Origin of the sequence: Paenibacillus hexagrammi (assembly GCF_021513275.1) — a bacterium.
GTDB classification, from domain to species: Bacteria; Bacillota; Bacilli; order Paenibacillales; family NBRC-103111; genus Paenibacillus_E; species Paenibacillus_E hexagrammi.
Window position 1 is genome coordinate 4,805,511 of sequence record NZ_CP090978.1, and the last position, 22,091, is coordinate 4,827,601.

General features: G+C 49.4%; 24 protein-coding genes and 2 pseudogenes. 13 read left to right on the forward strand and 13 right to left on the reverse strand.

Annotated elements, in window-relative coordinates; translation table 11 throughout:
* Positions 1-35 precede the first annotated feature (35 nt).
* From L0M14_RS21695 to L0M14_RS21710, 4 genes are all read right to left on the reverse strand, one after another.
* Complete coding sequence (locus tag L0M14_RS21695) at positions 36-740, reverse strand: urease accessory protein UreF (protein ID WP_235118647.1); 705 nt, start codon at positions 738-740, stop codon at positions 36-38.
* Positions 741-757: 17 nt separating this feature from the next.
* The gene (ureC, locus tag L0M14_RS21700; protein WP_235118648.1) at positions 758-2,473 is read right to left on the reverse strand and encodes an urease subunit alpha; all 1,716 of its coding nucleotides are present in this window, start codon (positions 2,471-2,473) and stop codon (positions 758-760) included.
* Entirely contained in the window at positions 2,460-2,837 is a 378-nt protein-coding gene (gene ureB, locus L0M14_RS21705; protein ID WP_235118649.1) for an urease subunit beta, read from the reverse strand. The genes ureC and ureB overlap by 14 nt, the downstream gene beginning before the upstream one ends.
* 68 nt (positions 2,838-2,905) lie before the next feature.
* Positions 2,906-3,211: an urease subunit gamma gene (locus L0M14_RS21710; RefSeq protein WP_235118650.1), complete on the reverse strand. Its 306-nt coding sequence runs from the start codon at positions 3,209-3,211 to the stop codon at positions 2,906-2,908.
* 277 nt (positions 3,212-3,488) lie between these two features.
* On the opposite strand from L0M14_RS21710, the gene urtA reads away from it, so the two are divergent.
* From urtA to gerQ, 7 genes and pseudogenes are all read left to right on the forward strand, one after another.
* A complete protein-coding gene (gene urtA / locus L0M14_RS21715) occupies positions 3,489-4,760 on the forward strand; it encodes an urea ABC transporter substrate-binding protein (protein WP_235118651.1) in 1,272 nt (423 codons plus the stop codon).
* Positions 4,761-4,821: 61 nt separating this feature from the next.
* A pseudogene (gene urtB / locus L0M14_RS21720) lies at positions 4,822-5,728 on the forward strand (urea ABC transporter permease subunit UrtB).
* A gap of 21 nt (positions 5,729-5,749) precedes the next feature.
* Complete coding sequence (gene urtC, locus L0M14_RS21725) at positions 5,750-6,823, forward strand: urea ABC transporter permease subunit UrtC (protein ID WP_405030798.1); 1,074 nt, start codon at positions 5,750-5,752, stop codon at positions 6,821-6,823.
* Positions 6,824-6,884: 61 nt separating this feature from the next.
* Positions 6,885-7,676, forward strand: a complete 792-nt coding sequence (gene urtD / locus L0M14_RS21730; protein WP_405030799.1) for an urea ABC transporter ATP-binding protein UrtD — start codon at positions 6,885-6,887, stop codon at positions 7,674-7,676.
* Positions 7,669-8,364: an urea ABC transporter ATP-binding subunit UrtE gene (urtE, locus tag L0M14_RS21735; RefSeq protein ID WP_235118652.1), complete on the forward strand. Its 696-nt coding sequence runs from the start codon at positions 7,669-7,671 to the stop codon at positions 8,362-8,364. The genes urtD and urtE overlap by 8 nt, the downstream gene beginning before the upstream one ends.
* Positions 8,365-8,588: 224 nt before the next feature.
* Positions 8,589-9,284 (forward strand): response regulator transcription factor, encoded by a 696-nt coding sequence (locus tag L0M14_RS21740; RefSeq protein ID WP_235118653.1) that lies wholly within the window; start codon positions 8,589-8,591, stop codon positions 9,282-9,284.
* A gap of 245 nt (positions 9,285-9,529) precedes the next feature.
* A complete protein-coding gene (gene gerQ, locus L0M14_RS21745; protein ID WP_235118654.1) occupies positions 9,530-9,985 on the forward strand; it encodes a spore coat protein GerQ in 456 nt (151 codons plus the stop codon).
* A 61-nt stretch (positions 9,986-10,046) separates the two neighbouring features.
* Here the strand turns inward: gerQ and L0M14_RS21750 are convergent, their stop codons facing one another.
* Positions 10,047-10,337 (reverse strand): hypothetical protein, encoded by a 291-nt coding sequence (locus L0M14_RS21750; protein ID WP_235118655.1) that lies wholly within the window; start codon positions 10,335-10,337, stop codon positions 10,047-10,049.
* 129 nt (positions 10,338-10,466) lie between these two features.
* Between L0M14_RS21750 and L0M14_RS21755 the strand changes: the two genes are divergently transcribed.
* Positions 10,467-11,450 (forward strand): metal-dependent hydrolase, encoded by a 984-nt coding sequence (locus L0M14_RS21755; RefSeq protein WP_235118656.1) that lies wholly within the window; start codon positions 10,467-10,469, stop codon positions 11,448-11,450.
* A 191-nt stretch (positions 11,451-11,641) separates the two neighbouring features.
* On the opposite strand, the gene L0M14_RS21760 is transcribed toward L0M14_RS21755, so the two are convergent.
* On the reverse strand, positions 11,642-11,866 hold the full coding sequence (locus L0M14_RS21760) for an alpha/beta-type small acid-soluble spore protein (protein ID WP_235118657.1): 225 nt from the start codon (positions 11,864-11,866) through the stop codon (positions 11,642-11,644).
* 151 nt (positions 11,867-12,017) lie between these two features.
* On the opposite strand from L0M14_RS21760, the gene L0M14_RS21765 reads away from it, so the two are divergent.
* The gene (locus L0M14_RS21765; protein WP_235118658.1) at positions 12,018-12,203 is read left to right on the forward strand and encodes a DUF5325 family protein; all 186 of its coding nucleotides are present in this window, start codon (positions 12,018-12,020) and stop codon (positions 12,201-12,203) included.
* A gap of 157 nt (positions 12,204-12,360) precedes the next feature.
* The gene (bshA, locus tag L0M14_RS21770; protein ID WP_235118659.1) at positions 12,361-13,518 is read left to right on the forward strand and encodes an N-acetyl-alpha-D-glucosaminyl L-malate synthase BshA; all 1,158 of its coding nucleotides are present in this window, start codon (positions 12,361-12,363) and stop codon (positions 13,516-13,518) included.
* Positions 13,519-13,621: 103 nt separating this feature from the next.
* Here bshA and trpS read toward each other — a convergent pair whose 3' ends face one another.
* Complete coding sequence (gene trpS, locus L0M14_RS21775; protein WP_235118660.1) at positions 13,622-14,602, reverse strand: tryptophan--tRNA ligase; 981 nt, start codon at positions 14,600-14,602, stop codon at positions 13,622-13,624.
* Between the two features lie 466 nt (positions 14,603-15,068).
* Here trpS and L0M14_RS21780 point away from each other — a divergent pair, with 466 nt between their 5' ends.
* Positions 15,069-16,094 (forward strand): permease, encoded by a 1,026-nt coding sequence (locus tag L0M14_RS21780; protein WP_235118661.1) that lies wholly within the window; start codon positions 15,069-15,071, stop codon positions 16,092-16,094.
* A 188-nt stretch (positions 16,095-16,282) separates the two neighbouring features.
* On the opposite strand, the gene ilvD is transcribed toward L0M14_RS21780, so the two are convergent.
* The 3 genes and pseudogenes from ilvD to L0M14_RS21795 all read right to left on the reverse strand — a co-directional run bounded on the left by ilvD (position 16,283) and on the right by L0M14_RS21795 (position 19,226).
* Positions 16,283-17,968, reverse strand: coding sequence for a dihydroxy-acid dehydratase (gene ilvD / locus L0M14_RS21785; protein ID WP_235118662.1), 1,686 nt, complete (start codon positions 17,966-17,968; stop codon positions 16,283-16,285).
* Positions 17,969-18,073: 105 nt separating this feature from the next.
* Positions 18,074-18,726, reverse strand: a pseudogene (rnhA, locus tag L0M14_RS21790) (ribonuclease H).
* Positions 18,727-18,728: 2 nt separating this feature from the next.
* Entirely contained in the window at positions 18,729-19,226 is a 498-nt protein-coding gene (locus L0M14_RS21795; RefSeq protein WP_235118663.1) for a hypothetical protein, read from the reverse strand.
* 178 nt (positions 19,227-19,404) lie between these two features.
* Here L0M14_RS21795 and L0M14_RS21800 point away from each other — a divergent pair, with 178 nt between their 5' ends.
* Positions 19,405-19,632, forward strand: coding sequence for an alpha/beta-type small acid-soluble spore protein (locus L0M14_RS21800; protein WP_235118664.1), 228 nt, complete (start codon positions 19,405-19,407; stop codon positions 19,630-19,632).
* Between the two features lie 169 nt (positions 19,633-19,801).
* On the opposite strand, the gene L0M14_RS21805 is transcribed toward L0M14_RS21800, so the two are convergent.
* Entirely contained in the window at positions 19,802-20,815 is a 1,014-nt protein-coding gene (locus L0M14_RS21805; RefSeq protein ID WP_235118665.1) for an ABC transporter substrate-binding protein, read from the reverse strand.
* Positions 20,816-21,042: 227 nt separating this feature from the next.
* On the opposite strand from L0M14_RS21805, the gene L0M14_RS21810 reads away from it, so the two are divergent.
* Positions 21,043-21,201 carry a hypothetical protein gene (locus L0M14_RS21810; protein ID WP_235118666.1) on the forward strand — a complete coding sequence of 53 codons (159 nt, stop codon included), beginning with the start codon at positions 21,043-21,045 and terminating at the stop codon, positions 21,199-21,201.
* Positions 21,202-21,264: 63 nt separating this feature from the next.
* Here L0M14_RS21810 and L0M14_RS21815 read toward each other — a convergent pair whose 3' ends face one another.
* Both L0M14_RS21815 and L0M14_RS21820 read right to left on the reverse strand, forming a co-directional pair.
* On the reverse strand, positions 21,265-21,636 hold the full coding sequence (locus L0M14_RS21815) for an O-methyltransferase (RefSeq protein WP_235118667.1): 372 nt from the start codon (positions 21,634-21,636) through the stop codon (positions 21,265-21,267).
* A gap of 180 nt (positions 21,637-21,816) precedes the next feature.
* On the reverse strand, positions 21,817-22,041 hold the full coding sequence (locus L0M14_RS21820; protein ID WP_235118668.1) for a hypothetical protein: 225 nt from the start codon (positions 22,039-22,041) through the stop codon (positions 21,817-21,819).
* Positions 22,042-22,091 lie beyond the last annotated feature (50 nt).

The window sequence follows — 22,091 nt, forward strand, 5'->3', positions numbered from 1 at the left end:
GAAAATCCCTCCCTTTATAGTGAACAAACATTGATTTATGACATAAACAATCTTGAATACAAGCCTTCATGCTGCATCATCGCAAGCTCCGCCTCCGGCGTGCTGGTATAGGCATCGGATGGGTCGAGATCCTCGGCCTGCGTCCACGCAGCAGGAATTACGGGAATCAGCTTGGTTAGCAGCACCTGTCCTTGCGTCTGGCCCATGGACATAAGACGCAGGGCGCTGTTGATGCACGTCACCACACAGCTGTACAAATATCCCTGGACCGCTTGCGCCACTGGAACCTGCAAATGATAGCTCACCCAACCATGAATGAGAGGATACGTGCTGTGGCACCGCTCTAACTTGACCGCTTCGTCAAGAGGCCCCCAATTCATTTCCGGATACATGGTGCGGGCCAACTGATGCAGCCTTCGCCCCATCTTCTGCACCCCAGATCTTGTTTCACTGGATGCCCGCTGTACATGAATCAGGTGATCCATCTCCCACAATTCCTCCCACTTCTCAGCTGGGATGTACCTATATGCCGCCTTGATGACAAGAGCATCCGAAGTCGACCAGCTGCACGAAAGCATCGTTCGAATGTAGGCTTCCAGCTCTTCCAGAGTTTGCAGCCTTCCCTGCTGCACCAATGTCTCCAACCCAAATGAATGGGAGAAGCCCCCGATCGGCAGCGCCGAATCAAGAAGCTGCTGATAAGCAAGCCAATCATAAGCCTGCTGATGGGAACTCATCATATCTCACCTCAAATCAACTAGAACAAAAAATACCGCTGAGCCATAGGCAGCTCAGTAGCAGGCTCGCAGGTAATTATCTCTCCGTCCACCTTTACTTCATAGGTTTCCGGATTGACTTCGATAGCAGGAGTTCCGGCATTGTGAATCATGTCTTTTTTAGAAATGCTGCGGCAGCCTCTTACAGGCTCCACCCTCTTTTGAAGACCTAGCTTCTCGGCGATCCCCTTCTCGTAGGCCACCTGTGAGACAAAGGTAATCGAGCTTTGTGTATTGGCCCTGCCGTAAGATGCAAACATCGGTCTACCGAAGACAGGCTGCGGAGTCGGAATGGAGGCGTTCGGGTCACCCATTTGCGCATAGGCAATACTGCCGCCTTTCAACACCAGATCCGGCTTCACGCCGAAGAACATGGGACTCCAAATCACGAGATCAGCAAATTTGCCGGGCTCGATGGAGCCTACCAGATGAGATACACCATGGGTGATCGCAGGGTTGATTGTGTATTTGGCAATATAACGTTTAATTCGAAAATTATCGTTCGCTTCCGTATCAGGCGAGAGCGGTCCACGCTGTTTCTTCATCTTATCTGCAGTTTGCCAGGTACGGATAATAACCTCCCCTACGCGCCCCATGGCTTGCGAATCCGAGCTCAGCATGCTGAATACGCCCATATCATGCAGTATATCCTCAGCCGCAATCGTCTCCGGACGAATCCTGGAATCTGCGAACGCCACATCTTCCGGAATCCGACTGTCCAAATGATGGCAGACCATAAGCATATCCAGATGCTCTTCAATCGTATTGATCGTGAAAGGACGTGTCGGATTCGTAGAAGACGGAAGCACATTCAGTTCAGCCGAAGCCCGGATGATATCAGGCGCATGTCCTCCGCCCGCCCCTTCGGTATGGTACGTATGAATGGTTCTTCCTTTAAAGGCAGCAAGGGTATCTTCTAAGAATCCCGCTTCATTTAATGTATCTGTATGAATAGCAACTTGAATATCGTACCGGTCGGCTGCTTCAAGACAAGCGTCGATGGCCGCAGGCGTCGTGCCCCAATCCTCGTGCAGCTTCAGCCCAATGGCTCCCGCTTCAATCTGCTCAGTGAGCGGAGCGAGGAACGAAGCGTTACCCTTCCCCGTGAACCCCAGGTTCATCGGGAATGCTTCTGCCGCCTCCAGCATACGCTGCATGTGCCAAGCGCCTGGCGTACAGGTCGTCGCATTCGTACCTGTCGCCGGCCCGGTACCGCCGCCGATCATCGTGGTAACGCCGGAGGATAACGCCGTTTCGATCTGCTGCGGGCATATAAAATGAATATGAGCGTCGATACCGCCCGCCGTCACGATCTTCCCTTCACCGGCGATGATCTCCGTGCTTGCGCCTACGATCAAATTCGGATGAACGCCGTCCATGATATCGGGGTTGCCCGCTTTGCCGATGCCGACGATATGACCGTCCTTTAAACCAATATCGGCTTTGACAATTCCCCAGTGATCAATAATGACGGCATTCGTAATCAGCGTATCAAGCACGCCTTGGCCACGCATCGCCGAGCTGGATTGACCCATACCGTCACGAATGACCTTGCCGCCTCCGAACTTGCATTCATCGCCGTAAACCGTGTAATCATACTCAATCTCCGCCCACAGCTCCGTATCCGCCAAGCGGACCGCATCGCCTTGGGTGGGACCGAACATAAGCGCATAGCTTTTGCGGTCAATTTGACTCACTGCTCTTCCCCTCCCAAGTCTTCCATCTGTCTCTCACTTCCTGCGGCATACTGCCAAATAAGGCCTGGCCCCGGCTAAGACCGTTTAGTCCGTAAGATAATTTAGCGCCGCCCAATTCGACCAGTTGGACAGGCTTCTGTTCGCCGGGCTCAAAGCGCACAGCCGTTCCGGCGGGGATATCCAGCCTCATGCCGTATGCTTGCTCCCTAGGGAATTCCAGTGATCGATTCACTTCAAAGAAGTGAAAATGCGAGCCTACCTGCACAGGACGGTCTCCTGTATTTGTAACAAGGACTTCAACTGTCTTTCTCCCCTTATTCATCTCGATACTACCCTTCTGGATCCGAAATTCCCCTGGAACCATATCCCCACTCCTCTCTATACGTTAGCTTCATTAACCAACTTTCTTCATATATAGCTTCCGTGCGACGCCTATTCGGCTATCGGCTGATGAACCGTCACAAGCTTGGTGCCGTCAGGAAACGTAGCTTCCACCTGAACCTCATGTATCATTTGCGGTATTCCTTCCATGACTTGTTCAGCCCGTAAAATCTTGGTGCCGTACTCCATAAGCTGCGCAACAGTCATCCCGTCTCTAGCGCCCTCCATAATCTCCGAAGTTAGCAGAGCGATACTCTCCGGATAGTTCAGCTTCACTCCTCTAGCCAGTCGTCGGCGAGCCAGGTCCGCAGCTACCGTTACTAGCAGCTTTTCCTTTTCTCTCTCGGTTAGGTACACGTCTTCACCTCTCTAAACCCGAATATTGGAAACTTCTTACACTCATTATATTCGTATATATGTGCGAAGTAAATCACTTTATGTAAGCTTTTTTAACATAATTATGAATAAATGATGAAGTCATCTTTCGTATTTATGTAAAAGTAACAATAACAGGCTGTTTATTTTGTTGAAAACACAATATTTCACTTTTAGTGTTAAGTATATTGACACTAAGTTTCAAGACACCGTATCATTGTCGATGTGATCCAAAATTTTCTAAAGGGAGTGGAATTACATGACAGAGAAAAGAAATCTCGGCAAGCTCACCGTAACACTCAGTATGGCCCTTATGATGGCCCTGGCGGGATGCGCGAAGACCGAAACCACCTCATCCACTGGGGCGACTGCGCCTGACGCCACCAAAACTGCCGAAGCAAAAGCAGCTGCCGGGGATACGGTACCTGTTGGAATCCTGCACTCCTTAACAGGCACGATGTCCATCAGTGAAGTTTCCGTCAAAGACGCCGAGCTCATGGCGATCGACGAAATTAACGCGACAGGCGGACTGCTCGGCAAGAAAATTAAGCCTGTTATTGAAGACGGCGCATCGGATTGGCCGACATTCGCAGAGAAAACAAAGAAGCTCCTTCAAAAAGACAGCGTTGTGACCATCTTTGGATGCTGGACATCCGCAAGCCGTAAAGCGGTACTGCCGGTTGTGGAGCAAAACAAAGGCTTGCTCTGGTATCCCGTTCAATATGAAGGCTTGGAATCATCCCCTAATATTTTCTATACAGGAGCCACTACGAACCAACAAATCATCCCGGCCGTCTCCTGGCTGCTTCAAAATAAAGGTAAAAAGTTCTACTTACTCGGCTCCGACTATGTATTCCCCAGAACGGCTAATAAGATCATCAAAGAACAGCTCAAAGCTGAAGGAGGTACTCTCGTAGCGGAAGAGTACACCCCACTTGGACACACGGACTACAACACAATCATCAGCAAAATTAAAAAAGGTAAGCCGGACGTCATCTTCAACACACTGAACGGCGATAGCAACGTTGCGTTCTTCAAACAATTGAAGGATGCAGGCATCACTTCCAAGGATGTAACGACTATGTCCGTAAGTATCGCGGAAGAAGAAGTCCGCGGCATCGGCGCCTCCGTACTGGAAGGTCATTACACCGCATGGAACTATTATCAAACAACGGATACGCCGGAAAATAAAAAATTCGTTGAAGCCTACAAAGCCAAATACGGCCAAGATCGCGTAACGGATGATCCGATAGAAGCAGGCTACACCGCCGTCTACCTATGGGCTGAAGCTGTGAAGAAAGCAGGCTCCTTTGACGTCGATAAAGTGAAAGCCGCAGCGAAAGGCATCGAATGGAACGCACCGGAAGGTAAAGTAACAATTGAAGGCGAGAACCAGCACATCTTCAAAACGGCACGTATCGGCGAAATCCAAGCAGACGGCATGATCAAAGAGATCTGGAACTCCGGTCAGCCTCTGAAGCCGGATCCTTTCCTCAAAACATACCCTTGGGGCGCAGAAGTGACGAAGTAATTCATTGTAGCCAGGACTGCCTCACGGCAGTCCTGTATTTCATCAAACATGAGGTGATGTCATGAGTCTGCTGCTTTTGCAATTATTCAACGGTCTGAGCTTGAGCTCCATCCTGCTCTTGATCGCTATCGGCCTTGCCATTACTTTTGGACTGATGAATGTAATGAATATGGCGCACGGAGAATTCATCATGATTGGCGCATATATGGCTTATCTGGTTCAGCAGTGCTTCCAGAAATGGCTGCCCGCTTCCGCATTCGGCTGGTATTTCGCTGTATCTCTCGTCGTCGCCTTCGCCGTCGCCTTCGTGATCGGCTGGCTGCTAGAGGTACTGCTCGTGCGCTTCCTGTACGGCAGACCGCTCGACAGCTTATTGGCTACTTGGGGCGTCAGCCTTGTGCTGCAGCAGCTGGCGCGGACTATTTTCGGCGCTCCGAACGTTGCTGTAAAAGCCCCGGAATGGCTCGAAGGCGGACTGCATATTACCGCGGACCTGATTCTACCTTATAAGCGGCTGTTTATTATTGCATTGGTAGCCGTTTGTATTACTGCCATTTACCTCTACCTCTATCATTCGGCCGGAGGCAGAAAGATGCGGGCTGTCATGCAAAATCGCCAAATGGCAGCATGTCTGGGCATCTCCACGAGACGCGTAGACGCGCAATCCTTCGCATTCGGCTCGGCTATGGCCGGTATTGCCGGCTGCGCATTATCGCTGCTCGGTCCCATCGGACCTACGATTGGCACCTACTACATTGTCGATGCCTTCATGGTCGTTGTGCTTGGCGGAATCGGCAAGCTGATCGGCACAGTCGCCGGCGCTATGGGCATCGGTATTTTTAACACCGCGCTCGAATACTCAACTAGCGCAACACTTGGCAAGGTGCTTGTATTTACGCTGATCATCGCCTTTCCTGCAGTGGAAGCCGATGGGCCTTGTGACGATCCGATCCAGATCCTTAGATTGATGAAAGGAAGTGACAGCTATCATGATCGCAACCGCTCCACCCAGAGCTAAGCTTATTGCCTATTCAGCGTGCCTGATTCTACTGGCGCTCTCACCACTGTTTTTATCCGAATTCCGTTTATCTTTGCTCGGCAAGTTCCTGGCATATGCCATTATCGCAATGGGGATTGATCTGATTTGGGGGTATACCGGTATTTTAAGTTTGGGGCACGGTGTCTATTTCGGACTGGGCGCATACTGCATGGCCATGCATCTTAAGCTCGTGTCTACGCCCCAGGGACTACCGGATTTTATGTCGTGGAGCGGCGTCGAGAGCCTTCCCTGGTTCTGGGTCCCCTTTCACAATCCGCTGTTCGCCTTCTTGATGGCGCTCACCCTGCCCATGATTGTCGCCTTCATTCTTGGCTACTTCACGTTCCGTAACCGAATTAAAGGCGCGTTCTTCTCTATCCTGTCGCAAGCGCTGGTCATCATAACCGTTACGCTGTTTGTGGGCCAGCAAGGCTATACGGGAGGAACGAACGGCCTGACGAATTTCGAAACGTTCCTGGGACTGAACTTGCGCTCCCCTTCGACGAAGCTATTGTTCTTCTATGTCACATTGGCAGTTGTCGCTCTTGTTCTCGTTCTCTGCAGCTTTCTCGTATCTAGCCGATTGGGCAAAATTCTGACCGCTATCCGCGACGGAGAGAACCGTGTCCGTTTCATCGGATACAATCCGGTTGTGTTTAAAGTGTTCATTTATTGTGTATCCGCGGGGTTAGCCGGACTCGCCGGCGTACTCTTTGTTCTTCAAGAAGGCATCATCTCCCCTGCTCAAATGGGAATTGTCCCTTCGATTGAAATGGTCCTATGGGTTGCCATCGGCGGCCGCTCGACAATCGGAGGAGCCGTACTCGGAGCACTGATCACAAATGCAGCTAAAACTACCTTCAGCGAAGCATACCCGGCCTGGTGGCCTATTATGATGGGCGCCATGTTTATCGTCGTCGTTCTATTCCTACCGAAAGGCATTGTCGGGACCATCACTCATTACCTCTCCAATTGGAAAAAACCCGTGCTTCCGAAAGCAGTATCATCGCAAGAAGCCAGATGATCATAGAAGTTTCGGCTGTATCCGCGCTTTATCCCAAACTAAATAAAGAGGAGGAATCCCCATGCTTGGACAGTACGCCATGCAATCCCCATTACCCGGCAGGGACATCCTGCGTGTGGAAGGACTTGAAGTCGACTTTGACGGATTTAAAGCGCTCCGCAGCCTCGACTTCAGGGTCCAGGCAGGTGAGCTCCGCTTTCTCATCGGACCGAACGGTGCTGGCAAAACAACGCTGTTAGATGTCATGTGCGGCAAAGTAAAGCCTAGCCACGGGAGGGTAGTGTTTAAAGACTCGATCGACATCTCCAAATTTCAGGAGCATCAGCTCGCCGAACTCGGAATCGGACGCAAATTTCAAGCTCCCTCTGTATTCACAACCTTGACCGTTTTTGAAAATCTTGCACTTTCCATGAAGCAAAAGCGGGGCCTACTAAGTGCGTTGTGGGCGAAAACAACCAGCGAGCAGCGCGACCGCCTGCTTCATCGCCTTGAGATGATCGGACTGCAGGACAAAGCCGCCGCCCGCGCGGGCTCGCTTTCTCACGGAGAAAAGCAGTGGCTGGAAATCGGCATGCTGCTCATGCAAGAGCCCGATCTCCTTCTGCTGGATGAGCCCGCGGCGGGCATGACCGACAGCGAGACAGAGAAAACCGGCGAGCTGCTGCATGCCATCAGTAATAACCAGACGATTATCGTTGTCGAACACGATATGGAATTCGTAAGAAGGTTTGCGAAGACAGTTACCGTGCTGCATGAGGGGACTGTGCTTCGTGAAGGAACGATGGAAGACATTCAATCGGATGATAAGGTGGCGGAGGTTTATTTGGGAAGGAGAGTTGAACGCGATGCTTAATCTGGAAAGAATCGAAGCCGGATACGGGGAAAGCATGGTGATCCGAAATGTCCATTTGAAAGTGGAGCCGGGACAGGTCGTCTGTCTGATGGGGCGTAACGGCGTCGGTAAATCCACGCTGATGAAGACGATCATGGGTCTCATCAAGCCGCGCAGCGGAACGATCAGCTATTGCGGGAGAGACATCACATCTTTCACCCCTGACCGCAGAGCAAAGGCAGGGATTGGATATGTCCCTCAAGGGCGAGATATCTTCCCTCAGCTGACGGTAGAAGAGAATTTGCTGCTCGGACTAGAGGCGGCTTCAGATGGACGCAAGAGGCTTCCCGAGTCTTTGTTCGAGACATTTCCTGTCCTGCGGGAAATGCTTCAGCGTAAGGGCGGAGACTTAAGCGGAGGACAACAGCAACAACTTGCAATCGCAAGAGCTCTGGCATCCGGTCCAAAGCTGCTCCTGCTGGATGAGCCCATGGAGGGCATTCAGCCATCCATTGTCATGGAAATCGAAGCGATTATTGAATCAATCAAACGAAGCCGGGAAATTGCCGTTCTGCTTGTCGAACAAAGCTTGGAATTCGCCGCCAGCATTGCGGACCATTATTATGTTCTTGATCGAGGCACAATCGTAGCCAAAGGCAATGCGGAGCAGATAAGTGAAGAGCAAGTCCGCAAGCACTTAACAGTATGAGGGTTGCCCATCCCCTCAATTTCAAAGAAGGAAGCTGGAAGTACTGATCCCTTTTCAGGAGTCAGACGAATTCCAGCCTCCTTTTTTTATATACTCTTCCATTTTATGAAACTGGACGTCTCATATTGGATGAAGTATAGTTAAATGTGCGGAATAATACATAGATTCGACATGTGCTGTCATAGCGTCGCCGGACTTTTTTGACGAAAAGGAGGGATATGCTTATGTCTAAAATCTTAATTATCGAGGACGATCTAAGTATCGGTGAGATGATGACGATGTACCTATATGAAGAAGGTTATGAAGTAAAACGCGCCGAGAATGGCACACAAGGCGAACAGATTTTTCAAACCTTTATTCCGGACGTCGTCGTGCTCGACATCATGCTGCCGGATATTGACGGCATGAAGCTGTGCTCCATATTTAGAACTGGCTCGACCGTGCCGATTTTGATGGTCTCCGCGAAGAGCGAGGTCACCGATCGGGTTCGCGGGCTTCAAACGGGCGCAGATGATTATTTATGTAAACCGTTTAGCATGCGAGAGTTCGCCGCAAGAATACAAGCGTTGCTAAGACGGTCTCAATCTTTCCCTACTCCAGTACACGAGACACCAGCGGGGCATCCCATTCGTCTGGACTTCGAAAAGCGCTGCCTATATGTGAACAACAAAGTCGTCGAGACAACCTTCTCTGAATTTGAAATCATGAGATTGTTCTGGCAAAATGAAGGCCGCGTCTACAGCAGAGAAGAACTGCTGAACAAAGTGCGCGGTTTTGACACTTATGTAACAGAAAGAGCTATAGACGTTCACATTGCCAACCTGCGTAAGAAGATTGAAGCCGACCCCAAGGATCCGAAGCATATTAAAACCGTCTGGGGTGTTGGCTACAAATTCCTCCCCGATCCATCCCTTTCATAAAGCATACACGAAGCTCCCTGAGGGGCTTTTTTTGCTATATAGGGGTCATTGTCATGGACTTCCTCAAAAAAACCTTACTGCTGGCAGGCACCAATTAGGCGCAAGCTCAATATGATGATATGGAAATTGGCCCATCGGCGAATGCCTACTAAACGGCTGACCGAAGAGCTACCAGGCCCAACGTTGATGCGAGCAAATTACTTACGCCAGCCTTCTGGCAAAAAACTCTTAGGAGGATTTTCACAATGATGAACAACCCTTACAGATCGTCCATGCAAGTACCTTACGGCTATCCTACTTATCCGACTTACCCTGGTCAAACTATGGTCCCTGCAACAGGTGGAACGAAAATGCCTGCTGTTAATCCAGCAATGCCTATGCCTGCAACTGCCACACCAGGTGCCTCCACTTACGTCGGAGACGGCCAGCTTCCGCTCGAGCAATCCTTTATCGAAAACATCCTTCGTTTGAACCTCGGCAAAGTCGCGACGATCTATATGACATATGAAAACAACTCCGAATGGAACGCTAAAATTTTCAAAGGAGTTCTGGAAGCCGCGGGCCGCGACCACATCATCATCAGTGATCCAGCAACAGGAATGAGATACCTCCTGCTGATGGTCAACCTCGACTACATTACATTCGATGAAGAATTGAATTATGCTTATCCATTTGCAGCACAGAAGCCAGTTGGAAGATAGCTTTTACGAACCGCTTAGAGCCGCGGCTCCCATCCCAGGGGACTGCGGCTTCTTTGTTCGCTTAACTCTCCGTAAAGTGCCACATGTGCAGCTTCTGAAGTCCACCTTTCACCCAACGGCTCCAATTTGCGGTCTCCTTTTCCAAAGATGCGCCTTCCTGCAAACGCTGCTTCTTTAACTCCTCGTACTCTGTATAACTGACACCATCCCATATCTCCACGAACAATCCTGGTTGGTCCGTTCCCTCCATAAGAGTCAATCGCCCTTCCCTGAGCTTCCATGCCTGCATATAGTTAAGGTAGGAAACGCGTTCCTCAGGATTTATGGCATATTCTACAAAAACTTTGAACATTTTTAGCTCTCCTTCTGATTTAATTTTTGCTCCAAAATGGTAAACTAATTGAAAGCGGCGCTTCATGATGCGGCCTTCCGCTGGAAGGCCTGAGTGGTGCTTACGATAACTTTTGGGAGGAGCCTACTTTTGGACACTGGAACACATCTTGTTATCGGCTTGGGACTGGCGGGACTTGCTCACATTGATCCCGTAGTAGCTGCAGATCCTACAGTGGCTACCGCTGTTTTTATCGGCACCGTTGTCGGGTCACAAATTCCCGATGCGGACGGGCTGCTGCGATTTAAGGGAAATGCCGTCTATATTCGCAACCATCGGGGACGTTCCCATTCTCTCCCCGCACTGGCGATTTGGACCCTGCTCATTACAGGCGTGCTTGCTCTCTGCTTTCACGGCTTGCCGCTAAGGCACGTGCTCATGTGGGTAGGTATTGCCGTTTGTTTTCACGTTTTTACCGATTTGTTCAATACTTACGGTACACAGGCGCTTAGGCCTATCTCGGAGAAATGGGTCTCGTGGAACATTATACACATCTTTGATCCGTTTATCTTTCTCAGCCATATTATCGCCATCGTGATGTGGGCCTTTCACATCGCCAGCCCGACACTAATTTTCCCTATCCTTTATGGGCTCATAGCGGTTTACTATATGTGGCGTTCACTCGATCATTATATTTTGGAAAAGGGCTTGTTCCGCAAAGATCCCACCTATAAGCCCGGGGACTCGTACACCTTAATTGCAACCTTTCACCTATATGTATGGAATGTGGTAAAGAGACGCGGAGATGGAACCTACCAGCTCGGAGAGCTGAGAAACCTAAAGCTCAAATGGATCGATACCGTCAAATGCGACAGCCATCCGGCGATTGAAGTATCGAAGAACCACGAGAACATTCAAGCTCTGCTCTATTTCTCCTCGTTCACCTGCGCGGAAGTCAAAGAGCACCGTTGGGGCTATGAGGTCAGATGGGCCGATGTCCGTTACCGCCACCGCAAGCAGTATCCATTCGTCGCCGTTCTGCTCATGGATCATGAGTACAATACCCTTGATTCGTATGTCGGCTGGGTAAACGATACCCGCTTAGAGAAGAAGCTTCGTGTGGATTTATATTAAAAGCAAAAAAGACGCGCACTTCCCAGGAGTGCGTGTCTTTGTGTATATTTGCGTGTATTCGCATGATCTTCACGTTTCTTGTATGCTGCCAATTACATAATACAAGCCCAGGGGACCTTGGTTCCCTGGGCTATATTGATACAATTGTTACATCAAACAAAAAGCTATTGTACTAGTATGACAGCTCCGAATTAACGGAATTGTCCAGCCAGCGTTTGCTCAGCGATTTGCACCAAGCGGCGAGTGATGTGACCACCGATTGCACCGGTGTCACGAGTTGCCATGTAACCATAGTAACCATCTTGAGGAATTTGGATGCCCAGCTCTTGAGCTACCTCATACTTCAATTGGTCCAAAGCTTGGTTGGCTTGCGGAACTACTAGCGTATTACTGTTACGAGATTGTCCTGTACCCATTAGGATCAGACTCCTTTCAGTCAGCTATAATCTTTGATGTATTTGCAAGCTTGCAAACATAGTATGTGGAGGAAATGAAATTATATGCACGCCCAAGAAAAAAAGTTTAAAATAAGATACGGGAACCTTATATAAGAAAGCAGGTGACATCATGAGCAAACCGCTCGCACTATTATTCGCCCTGGTCGGTACCTTGCTGCTGGCCTCGATCAGCTTCTTCATTGCGTTAAGACAGCCATGGATGGTACTCCTGTGCGCGCTGATCGCTCTTGGTTTTATAGGGTACGGCTTCGCCTTCAAAGCCAAGCTGCGCAAAAGGAACAAGCAGAACCGTTGACACGGGCTTGTACGGAAAGCTATACTTTTCTCAGAACTAAAATATCCCAAAACGCCAAAGAAAGTAGTTGTCCAAGTGCCACTACTTTTTTTATCGGATTTATTACCAAAATGAAAATATTTTATTTCAGAAATAAATGAATAATTTGTAAAGAAACGTGGTGAAGCGTTTGAAAATCGGTATTTCTTGTTATCCTACTTTAGGTGGTTCCGGCGTCGTCGCAACAGAGCTAGGCAAGATGCTCGCAGAAAGAGGACACGAGGTTCATTTCATCACCGACCGAATGCCGTTTAGGCTCGGACAATTTCATTCCAATATTTTCTATCACGAGGTAGAAGTGAGCGATTATTATGTATTTCGCTATCCGCCTTATGATCTGGCGCTCGCCAACAAGCTCGCTCAAGTCGCCAAGCAGGAGAAGCTGGATATTCTTCATGTGCATTACGCTGTTCCCCATGCCATATGCGCTTATTTGGCGAAGCAGATGGTCGGGGATCATCTGAAAGTCGTCACGACCCTGCACGGTACAGATATTACGATTCTCGGACACGATCCCTCTCTGCGGGATCTCATACGGCTGGCCATTCACCAAAGCGATGCCGTTACGGCTGTCTCTCAGGATTTAATCGCAGAAACATACGAGGTGCTCGGTAATGAAAAGCCAATCGAGCTGGTCTACAATTTTGTCGACCCTCAGGACTACATAGCACCGGTCAACCCGCAGCTTCGCGCGCAATTTGCCAAGCCGAACGAGAAGATCGTGCTGCACATGTCTAACTTCCGCCCTGTTAAGCGGATCAGCGATGTCATAGACATCTTTGCCGGCATTCATAAGGAAGTCCCTTCTCACCTCGTCTTTGTCGGCGAAGGGCCCGAGCTTGCCAAAGCCGTGCATCAGGTCAAGGAATTAGACCTCACAAGCCGGGTTCATTATCTCGGCAAACAGAACAACGTAGCCGAAGTGATCGGCCTAGCCGACCTTCTGCTGCTGCCTTCCGAGAAGGAAAGCTTCGGACTTGTAGCCTTAGAAGCCATGGCAGGGGGTGTCCCTACGATCGGCTCCAACACGGGAGGCATTCCCGAAGTGGTCAACCATGGCGTCAACGGGTATCTGGCCCCTGTGGGCCATATCGAAGAGATGGCTGCTTACGCTGTCAGGCTGCTGAGTGATTCCGCGCTGTATCACGATTTTTCGCTAGCCGGCATTCAACGCGCTCGCGCGCAGTTCTCCGCCGCTGCCATTGTAGAGCAGTATGAGCGGATCTATTACAAGGTCACTGAGGCCTCAAGCTGCAACTCCTCACTGTCCATGTGACGAGAGGAATAACCCCCGCAACATCGATCCACTTTGGACTATCGAAAAAGAAACCGGTAATACCCCTAACCGAGGGGTGCTGCCGGCTTCTTCATTTTACTACTTAAATAACAAAACCCATACGCTTCTTCACTTCAAGCAGTGTCGCATTCGCCACTTCCGCCGCTTCCTCTGCGCCTTTTTTCAAAATATCAAAAATCTCTCCGGAAGCTCGAATTTCGCGGTAACGCTGCTGGATCGGCTCGAGCACAGCTACAAGATGCTCAGCCAAATCCTTTTTGAACGGTCCATAACCTTGCCCTTCATACTTCGCCTCGATTTCTGCGACGCTCATGTCCGCAAAGTGCGAATAGATGCTGATGAGATTGCTAACCTCCGGCTTGTTCTGGGGATCATATTTCACCTCGCGGCCCGAGTCGGTTACCGCACGGCTGATCTTCTTGCGGATCACGCTCGGCTCATCCAGCATCGCAATATAGCTGCCCGGATTCGGATTGCTTTTGCTCATCTTCTTCGATGCATCATCGAGCGACATAATTCTCGCTCCAACCTCCGGCATATAAGGCTCCGGCATCGTAAAGTAATCACCGAAACGGTTGTTAAAACGGTGCGCCAGATCGCGGGTCAGCTCCAAGTGCTGCTTCTGATCATCACCAACCGGAATCAGATCCGCGTTATACAGCAGGATATCCGCCGCCATCAGGGACGGGTACGTGAACAACCCTGCACCTACCGAATCCTTACCCGCGGATTTATCCTTAAACTGCGTCATCCGCTCCAATTCGCCCATATGCGTGAGCGTCGTCATCAACCATCCCAGCTCGGCGTGAGCGTGGACATGGGATTGCAGGAATACGGACGCCTTGTTTGGATCAATACCGGAGGCAATGTACAGCGCCGCAGCGGATTCCGTCTGTTCCCGAAGCGCAGCAGGCTCTTGGGGAACCGTCACCGCATGTAAATCAACGACCATAAAAAAGCATTCATGCAGGTGCTGGAGCTTTACGTAGTTGCGAAGCGCGCCGATATAATTGCCTATGGTCAAAAATCCGCTGGACTGCATGCCGGATAATACTCGTTTCATGTTACTTCCTCCTCGAATATGGGTCATCTCCTATAGCAAACAACAACAAAAAGGCCTCCCGCCGCAAGGGACGAGAGACCGTGGTACCACCCTAATTTGCTTTCTAGCGTATGATCATGCATACGCAGAGAAGCCTTCAGACTCCGGTAACGGGGAGCTGCCGTTTGGCATACTTGTCAGATGCGTTCGTTCGGGGCCGGCCCGGGTTCCGGCTCTACAACGGCATCTGTGTTCAGCCTCAAGCTCAAGGATCCATTCGTCCTGCGGGTTCCACCGGTTCGCACCAACCACCGGCTCTCTGGGAAACGCCTGCCAAGCTTACTTGTTCCTGTCATCGCTTCGTATCACATTTATTGTAATTATACACACTGCCCCTTCAATGTCAACTCTACATGTTGTCCTATCCGCTCTCTCCCTGACATAAGATAGAAGCATATCCGATCTTGTTACAAAGGGGAAATGGACCTTGCCTTCTACATTTTACCGGTGGAGCCTGCCGATCATCGCTGCAGTCTGTATGCAGCTTATCTATTTGATTGCCACACATAGAGAACTCCCGCATTGGCTTGTCCTAGATGGGAAATGGATGCAGGTTGTTCATACGTTCTTCAGTATTTTTCTGGACGCACTGCCCTTTATGCTGCTGGGTATAACCATGTCCACCATCGTCGAGAACTTCATCCCGGAATCATTTATCCGTAAAATGACGCCGCGGCATCCCTTAGGCGGAATCTTGTTCGCCTGCCTGCTCGGCATTCTGTTCCCGCTCTGCGAATGCGGGATGATTCCCTTTGTCCGCCGACTGATGAGAAAAGGCATGCCGGTTTACATTGCCGTTATTTTGATCCTCGTGGGCCCCGTTCTTAATCCGGTTTCCTTCGCCGCTACCTACATGGCCTTTGACACGGAACCTCTCATGGCTTATGCCCGCATGGGACTGACCTTTCTCGTAGCCCTTGTCGTGGGACTGCTCATGACTCGATTCGTCACCTATAATCCCGTTCGCAACACGCTTCGTATGAACGCTGCGGATCCATGCGAAGAAGGCTGCAGCCACCCGGGACACGATCACTCTCATACCAGCGGTCGTCCCATGATCATGCTCAGCCACGCCTACTCGGAACTGCTGGAAATGAGCAAATATTTGATGTTCGGCGCACTCGTAACAGCCTTCATTCAAACGTTCATTCCGAAAGCGAGCTTAGCCAGCTTCGGACAGGACTCATTAGTCTCTCACATGTTCATGATCGTCTTTGCCTATCTGCTGTCATTGTGCTCCACTACAGATGCCTTTGTCGCTGCTTCCTTTAGCGATACGTTCTCCTTAGGCGCCCTGCTCGGCTTCCTCGTGTTCGGTCCCATGATCGATATCAAAAGCACCTTTATGCTGCTATCGGTCTTTAAAGCGCGATTCGTACTACAGTTAGCTATGATTGTGACGATCGTGGTTCTGGCAGGCTCCCACTTGTTCGAAATGATTCTGTGGCCCTAGGCCACGGCTGTGCTGGGGTTTGGCGGCGGCATAGGATAACGTTGCTTGCAAAGTATGTCAGCGACTCGTTCCTTTCGCTATTCGCTGCTGCGGATTTTCTGCAGTGTTGCCTTTCTCCGCACAAAGAAAAACTTTGCTTGTCAGCGAAATTACGCTGTAACAAGCAAAGCTTTTTATACGAAAACAGATTAGATTTTCAACACGCCGCCTGCGCTTGCGTTCGTAACCAGCTTGGAGTAACGAGCAAGGTAACCGGATTGAATTTTCGGCTCAAAACCTTTCCAATTCTCACGGCGCTTCGCCATTTCTTCATCGCTGATTTGCAGCTCGATTTTACGGTTGTCCATATCGAGGTCGATAATGTCGCCGTCTTGAACGAATGCCAACGGACCGCCTTCAGCCGCTTCCGGAGAAATATGTCCGATGCTGATACCGCGGGATGCGCCGGAGAAACGTCCATCTGTAATCAGACCAACCTTCGCACCGAGACCCATACCAACGATTTGAGAAGTAGGAGCCAGCATTTCCGGCATACCTGGACCGCCCTTAGGTCCTTCATAACGAATAACCACAACATGGCCTTCCTTCACTTTGCCGTTGGCAATACCATAAAGCGCTTCTTCTTGAGAGTCGAAGCAGATCGCAGGACCCACGTGACGGCCGCCGACGGATTTGTCTACCGCACCGACTTTGACGATGCTGCCTTCAGGTGCCAGGTTACCGAACAGGACAGCCAAACCGCCTTTTTCACTATGCGGGTTGTCCAAAGTATGAATGACATCCGTGTTCAAAATTTCGCAACCTGCTACGTTTTCACGAAGCGTTTTACCAGTAACGGTCAAACAATCGCCGTTCATCGCACCTGGTTTCTTCAGTACCTCATTGATCACAGCGCTCACGCCGCCTGCCAAGTGCACATCCTCGATGTGATAGTCAGAAGCAGGTGCGATTTTCGCCAAATGCGGAACGCGCTCCGCAATTTCATTAATGCGGGAAATCGGATAGTCGATGCCTGCTTCGTGTGCGATAGCCAGCGTATGCAGAACGGTATTTGTGGAACCACCCATCGCCATATCAAGCGCAAATGCGTTATCGATGGCATCGATCGTTACGATGTCACGAGGCTTAATGTCTTTCTCGATCAGCTCCATCAATTGACGGGCAGAACGCTTCACGAACTCTTTGCGCTCTTCAGCAACAGCCAGGATCGTTCCGTTACCAGGAAGCGCCAGACCAAGTCCCTCAGCCAAGCAGTTCATGGAGTTAGCCGTGAACATACCGGAGCAGGAACCGCAAGTCGGACAGCCGTATTGCTCCAATTCTTCAAGTCCCGCCTCATCGAGCTTACCCGCTTGATAAGCGCCCACGCCTTCAAATACGGAAGACAGGGAGATCGATTTGCCGTTCTTATCTTTACCGGCTTTCATCGGACCGCCGCTGACAAGCACTGTTGGGATGTTGACACGAAGCAAGCCCATGATCATGCCCGGTGTAATTTTGTCACAGTTCGGGATACAAACGACACCGTCAAACCAGTGCGCATTCACGACGGTTTCAAAAGAGTCTGCAATGATCTCACGGCTTGGCAGCGAGTAACGCATACCGATGTGACCCATCGCAATACCGTCATCCACACCGATGGTGTTGAATTCGAACGGTACGCCGCCCGCTTCACGGATGGCTTCCTTAACCAGTTTACCGAATTCTTGAAGGTGCACGTGGCCCGGAATAATGTCTATATACGAGTTACAAACCGCGATAAACGGCTTGCCGAAATCTTCCTCTTTCACCCCTGCGGCACGCAGCAAGCTGCGGTGTGGCGCGCGGTCGAAACCTTTTTTGATCATATCGCTTCGCATTTTTGGATTTGCCATTGTTGTTCCTCCTAGATTTCGTTTCACAAACATTGAATCTATCATATCATACTTTTCGCTATTTTTCTCGCTTTAATGAGTTCAAGCACTGCAGAAAGAACCATGCTATTTCCTTCCAAAATCAGCCTTGATTTCTCCCCATTTCTTGGTATCCCATTTGACAATTTTATTCGAATAGGAATTGTTCTTCAGCCATGCGAGGGCCCTGTCTACCAGGGTCCATATTTCCTCTGTAGAAGCGTCGCGCACTAAATTGGTAGCGACCTCCTTTTTCCGAATCCAGCTGAGTGCCGTTACAGAATCCGTATAAATCGTCTTGCTGCTGCCCTGCTTTTTCAAATAAGCAAGGCCGTGAACAATAGCTAAAAATTCTCCTAAATTGTTCGTTCCTTTGGAGATAGGCCCCTGATAAAAAATAATATCGCCCGTACGGGTATCCACTCCTTTATACTCCACAATCCCCGGATTGCCCGAGCACCCGACATCGACGGATATGCTGTTATAGTCGACTTCCGGCGGCGTCCCTGCAGCAGTGGACGATTTTTTTGCCGAGCTGCTGCCGCTCCCCCGCCTCCGCCGGAGAAGTTCAGCGACTTTTGCCAGCCCCTCTCGTACGCTTTAAGCGCCTCGCCTTCCGACTCATAGGACTTGAACTTTGCTTGGGGGAATCCTTTCGTCTGAGCCTGACAATCCGCCCAAGTACGATAAATCCCAGGCTGGTTGCCTACCCAAACGACATAAAATTTTGACTGCGCCATTCTCACACACTCCGTACTTGTTGTTGTAATTGCCCTACCAGATCCGACACAACCGCAACCGTATCCGAGAAATAAGGACGATAATCCAAGCCTTGAATGAATTCCAGAAAGGCCTCTCCCACTTGCAGCACTTGTCTTAAGTATTCGTGTGCATCAAGCAAGTAGCTATCGAGCTCACGATATGTACCGTCCGGACGTTCTTCCACATTCGTCAGCTCGAGCTGATCAGCGCTTTTATGCCTCACTACAAACGAGAACCCTCGACACTCCGGGTCACCGCATCCGCAGACGAAGAACGGCATCCGCTGCCATTGATCTGCCGGGGCGAACCGATTTGGGTCCGTATCGTGAAGCGCGCTGAATAGCAAAGCCGGAAGGCCTACATCCACACACAGCGGTTCTTCAACTACGCTATCTTGCTGTATCGACAGTTTGACATCGGCATGAATGATTTGCAAATCCTTATCAAAAGACCAGTGATCTGTTATTAGTTCGAACATGCTCGTCCTCCATACCCTTTCATTTTGAAGCTTTTGTTTCTCTTCATCAATTATAACAAAGACAACAGCCGCATGTGAGTCTAGATTCACGAAGCGCATATGGTCGAAATTTCCAATTTTATTTAAGAGTACAATTTCAAAAAACGAACATAATACCTATTACTGGAGGTGATATCAAATGGGTACAGGACAATCTCGCAGCAGTAACTCCTTAGTTGTTCCACAAGCCAACCAGGCACTAGACCAAATGAAGTATGAGGTTGCTCAAGAACTGGGCATCCAAATTCCTCAAGATGGTTACTATGGCTACATGGCTACCCGTGACACCGGTGCAATCGGAGGTCACATCACTCGCCGTCTCGTACAAATTGCTGAGCAGCAGCTAGCTGGCAAATTCAGCAGATAATTCGTTTCTCCTATACTTAGATCAAGGGTTTATCCCAAGCTGCAACACGGCTAAGGGGTAAGCCTTTTTTATTGTATTCACAGGACCTGCATCCTTCCCGCACCCGCTGGCAGCTATAAAGAAGAAGGCCTCATGCCCACAATGAGCAAAAGACCTTTTTCCATCTGAATTATGGCTTTACATCATAAATCTTGTACAGGTCATCAAGCAGAATATTAGCCGCTCTCACACCGCCGGCGGTATTCCAGGTAGCATCGTCCACCTTGACCACCTTGTTTTCTTTGACTGGCTTCAGGTTTTGCCATAGCGGATCATTCAGCCAATCCTGCTCCTGCTTGGAGCCTTTTCCGTCACCAATCTCATAGGTAAAATAAAACACGCGGTCTGCGGACTCCAGCTCGGTCAAACGCTCCTTGGTAATATCCTCGAATGACTTTTCATCACTCTTCGGATCCGTTCTTTGGAACCCAATCTGTTTGAAAATGACACCGGTAAACATGTTGCCGAAGTAGAATCTCGTCTTGCCGCCCATAAATCGGACTACTGCAACCTTCTCCTTCAGCTTGTCTCCAGCCTTGCTCTTGAAGTCCTCAATTCGAGCATCAAACGCTGCGATAACCTTGTCGCCTTCCGCTTTTTTGTTCAGCGCATCCGCATACAGCTGGAAATTATTTTTCCACTCGCCGCGCAGCGTCTCCGAGAATACGGTCGGAGCAATGAGCTTTAACTGGTCGTAAATTTTCTCATGACGCATCTTATTCCCAATAATTAGGTCCGGCTTCAGTGAAGCGATTATCTCAAGATTGGGCTGGGACTCCCCGCCAACTGTCGTTACCCCCTGCATATCGTCCTTAATATGTGCGAACCACGGATCTCCATAATAAGATTCGACAGCACCAACCGGTTTGATTCCTAGCGCTAATAGCGCTTCCGTTCCTTCATCCGTAAGAATCACCACGCGCTGCGGGTGTGCGGGTACCGCCGTTTCCCCCATCGCATGTTTAATCGTGCGAGTTCCTTCTTCCGCAGGCGCCACCGATGAAGCTGCCGTCGGAGCTGCGGTTGCTGTCGATGACGAAGTTTGCGGTTTCCCACCGCACGCAGTCAGCCACATCGCCATAATCATAACGAGAGCCAGCATCGCCGTACCTTTTGCCTGAAACTTTCCAGTTATTCTTGCCATGTTATGTAGTTCCTCCGTCTCAGTACTTTTGTCTTGTGCAATAAGCACCAATGAGTGATAACGATTATCATTATCTATGATAGGTTACATGTATATTTACCTTTTTGTCAACCAAAGATCAGATCAATCTAACACCTGCTCGTATTTTCTATAACCCATTCGGGTGATTTCACAGGATACTCTCTATGCTAAAATATCTTCAATAATATTGAATTTGAGGTGATTATATGAATGAAGAAAATCAAAAGCCAGCTGAACAAGAACTGCAAGTCGAAAAACAAGAGGTTGAATTAGAGGATCTTAATCAAGAACTATCCGACAATGATATGCAGGACGTCAATGGGGGCTTTGGTCCACCTAGCAGAGATAAGAGACGCGGAAGATAAGAAGAGGGCAGCCTCTTCTTTTTCTATGTACCGAAATAACCAAAAAAAAGAAAAAGCCTTGATTTACAAGGCTTTCCCGCTCTTAAGATTTGACATATTATAATTGCTCTCGAACTGAATACTTACCGATAACAAGTCCTGCCGAATCGCAAAATCCATCGCAATCTCACCGTGTGTCCAGTTCCTCTTGTACTTCAGCGAGTCGATCGCCATCTGCCGAAATGTTTGGTAATGTACCTCCCCCAGTCCCTTGCCGCTAACTACTAATTGTCCCCCTTTACTCTCCAGTGGCAGATGCTTAATTCCGAACTTCCCAATCACATTATTTCGAATCTGAAACAGCACGGTTCCTGAAGTCAATTGCATGAATTCCTCTTTCATCTCTTTAAAAGCCACATCCATCTGTCTAGCTAATGGCATAAGTTCCAAGTTCATTACTTCTCTCCTTTTGTTATCATTTTTTGGAATAATTTGTATTTCCATGCCTATAGACCCATTATACTCAGTGAATTCACAAATTTCAACAATTTGTTTACAAAATTTCGAATTTTTTATCAAAATTCATCAACTGGTAAGCAAATAGACCTAAATCACTATATATGTGATCTAGGTCTATCAGGGATTTTTAAATTGTAAAAAAGAATCCTTCTGCATCTGAAGCAGCTTGGGAATAGGAATTTGGGTATGCGTGTGCACGTCTAACAGCGTACTGCGCGGGTTTTTGGCAATATATTCACGGACAGTCCGGTACAGCTCGGCCTCTTCCTTGCGACAATCTTCACAATAAGCTCCATGGTTATGCAGATATAGCTTCCCGCAACGCTTACAGTTATTAAGCACTATGGGCATCCTCCGTCTTTGCTTCTTAGTACCTCTATTATAGGACACTC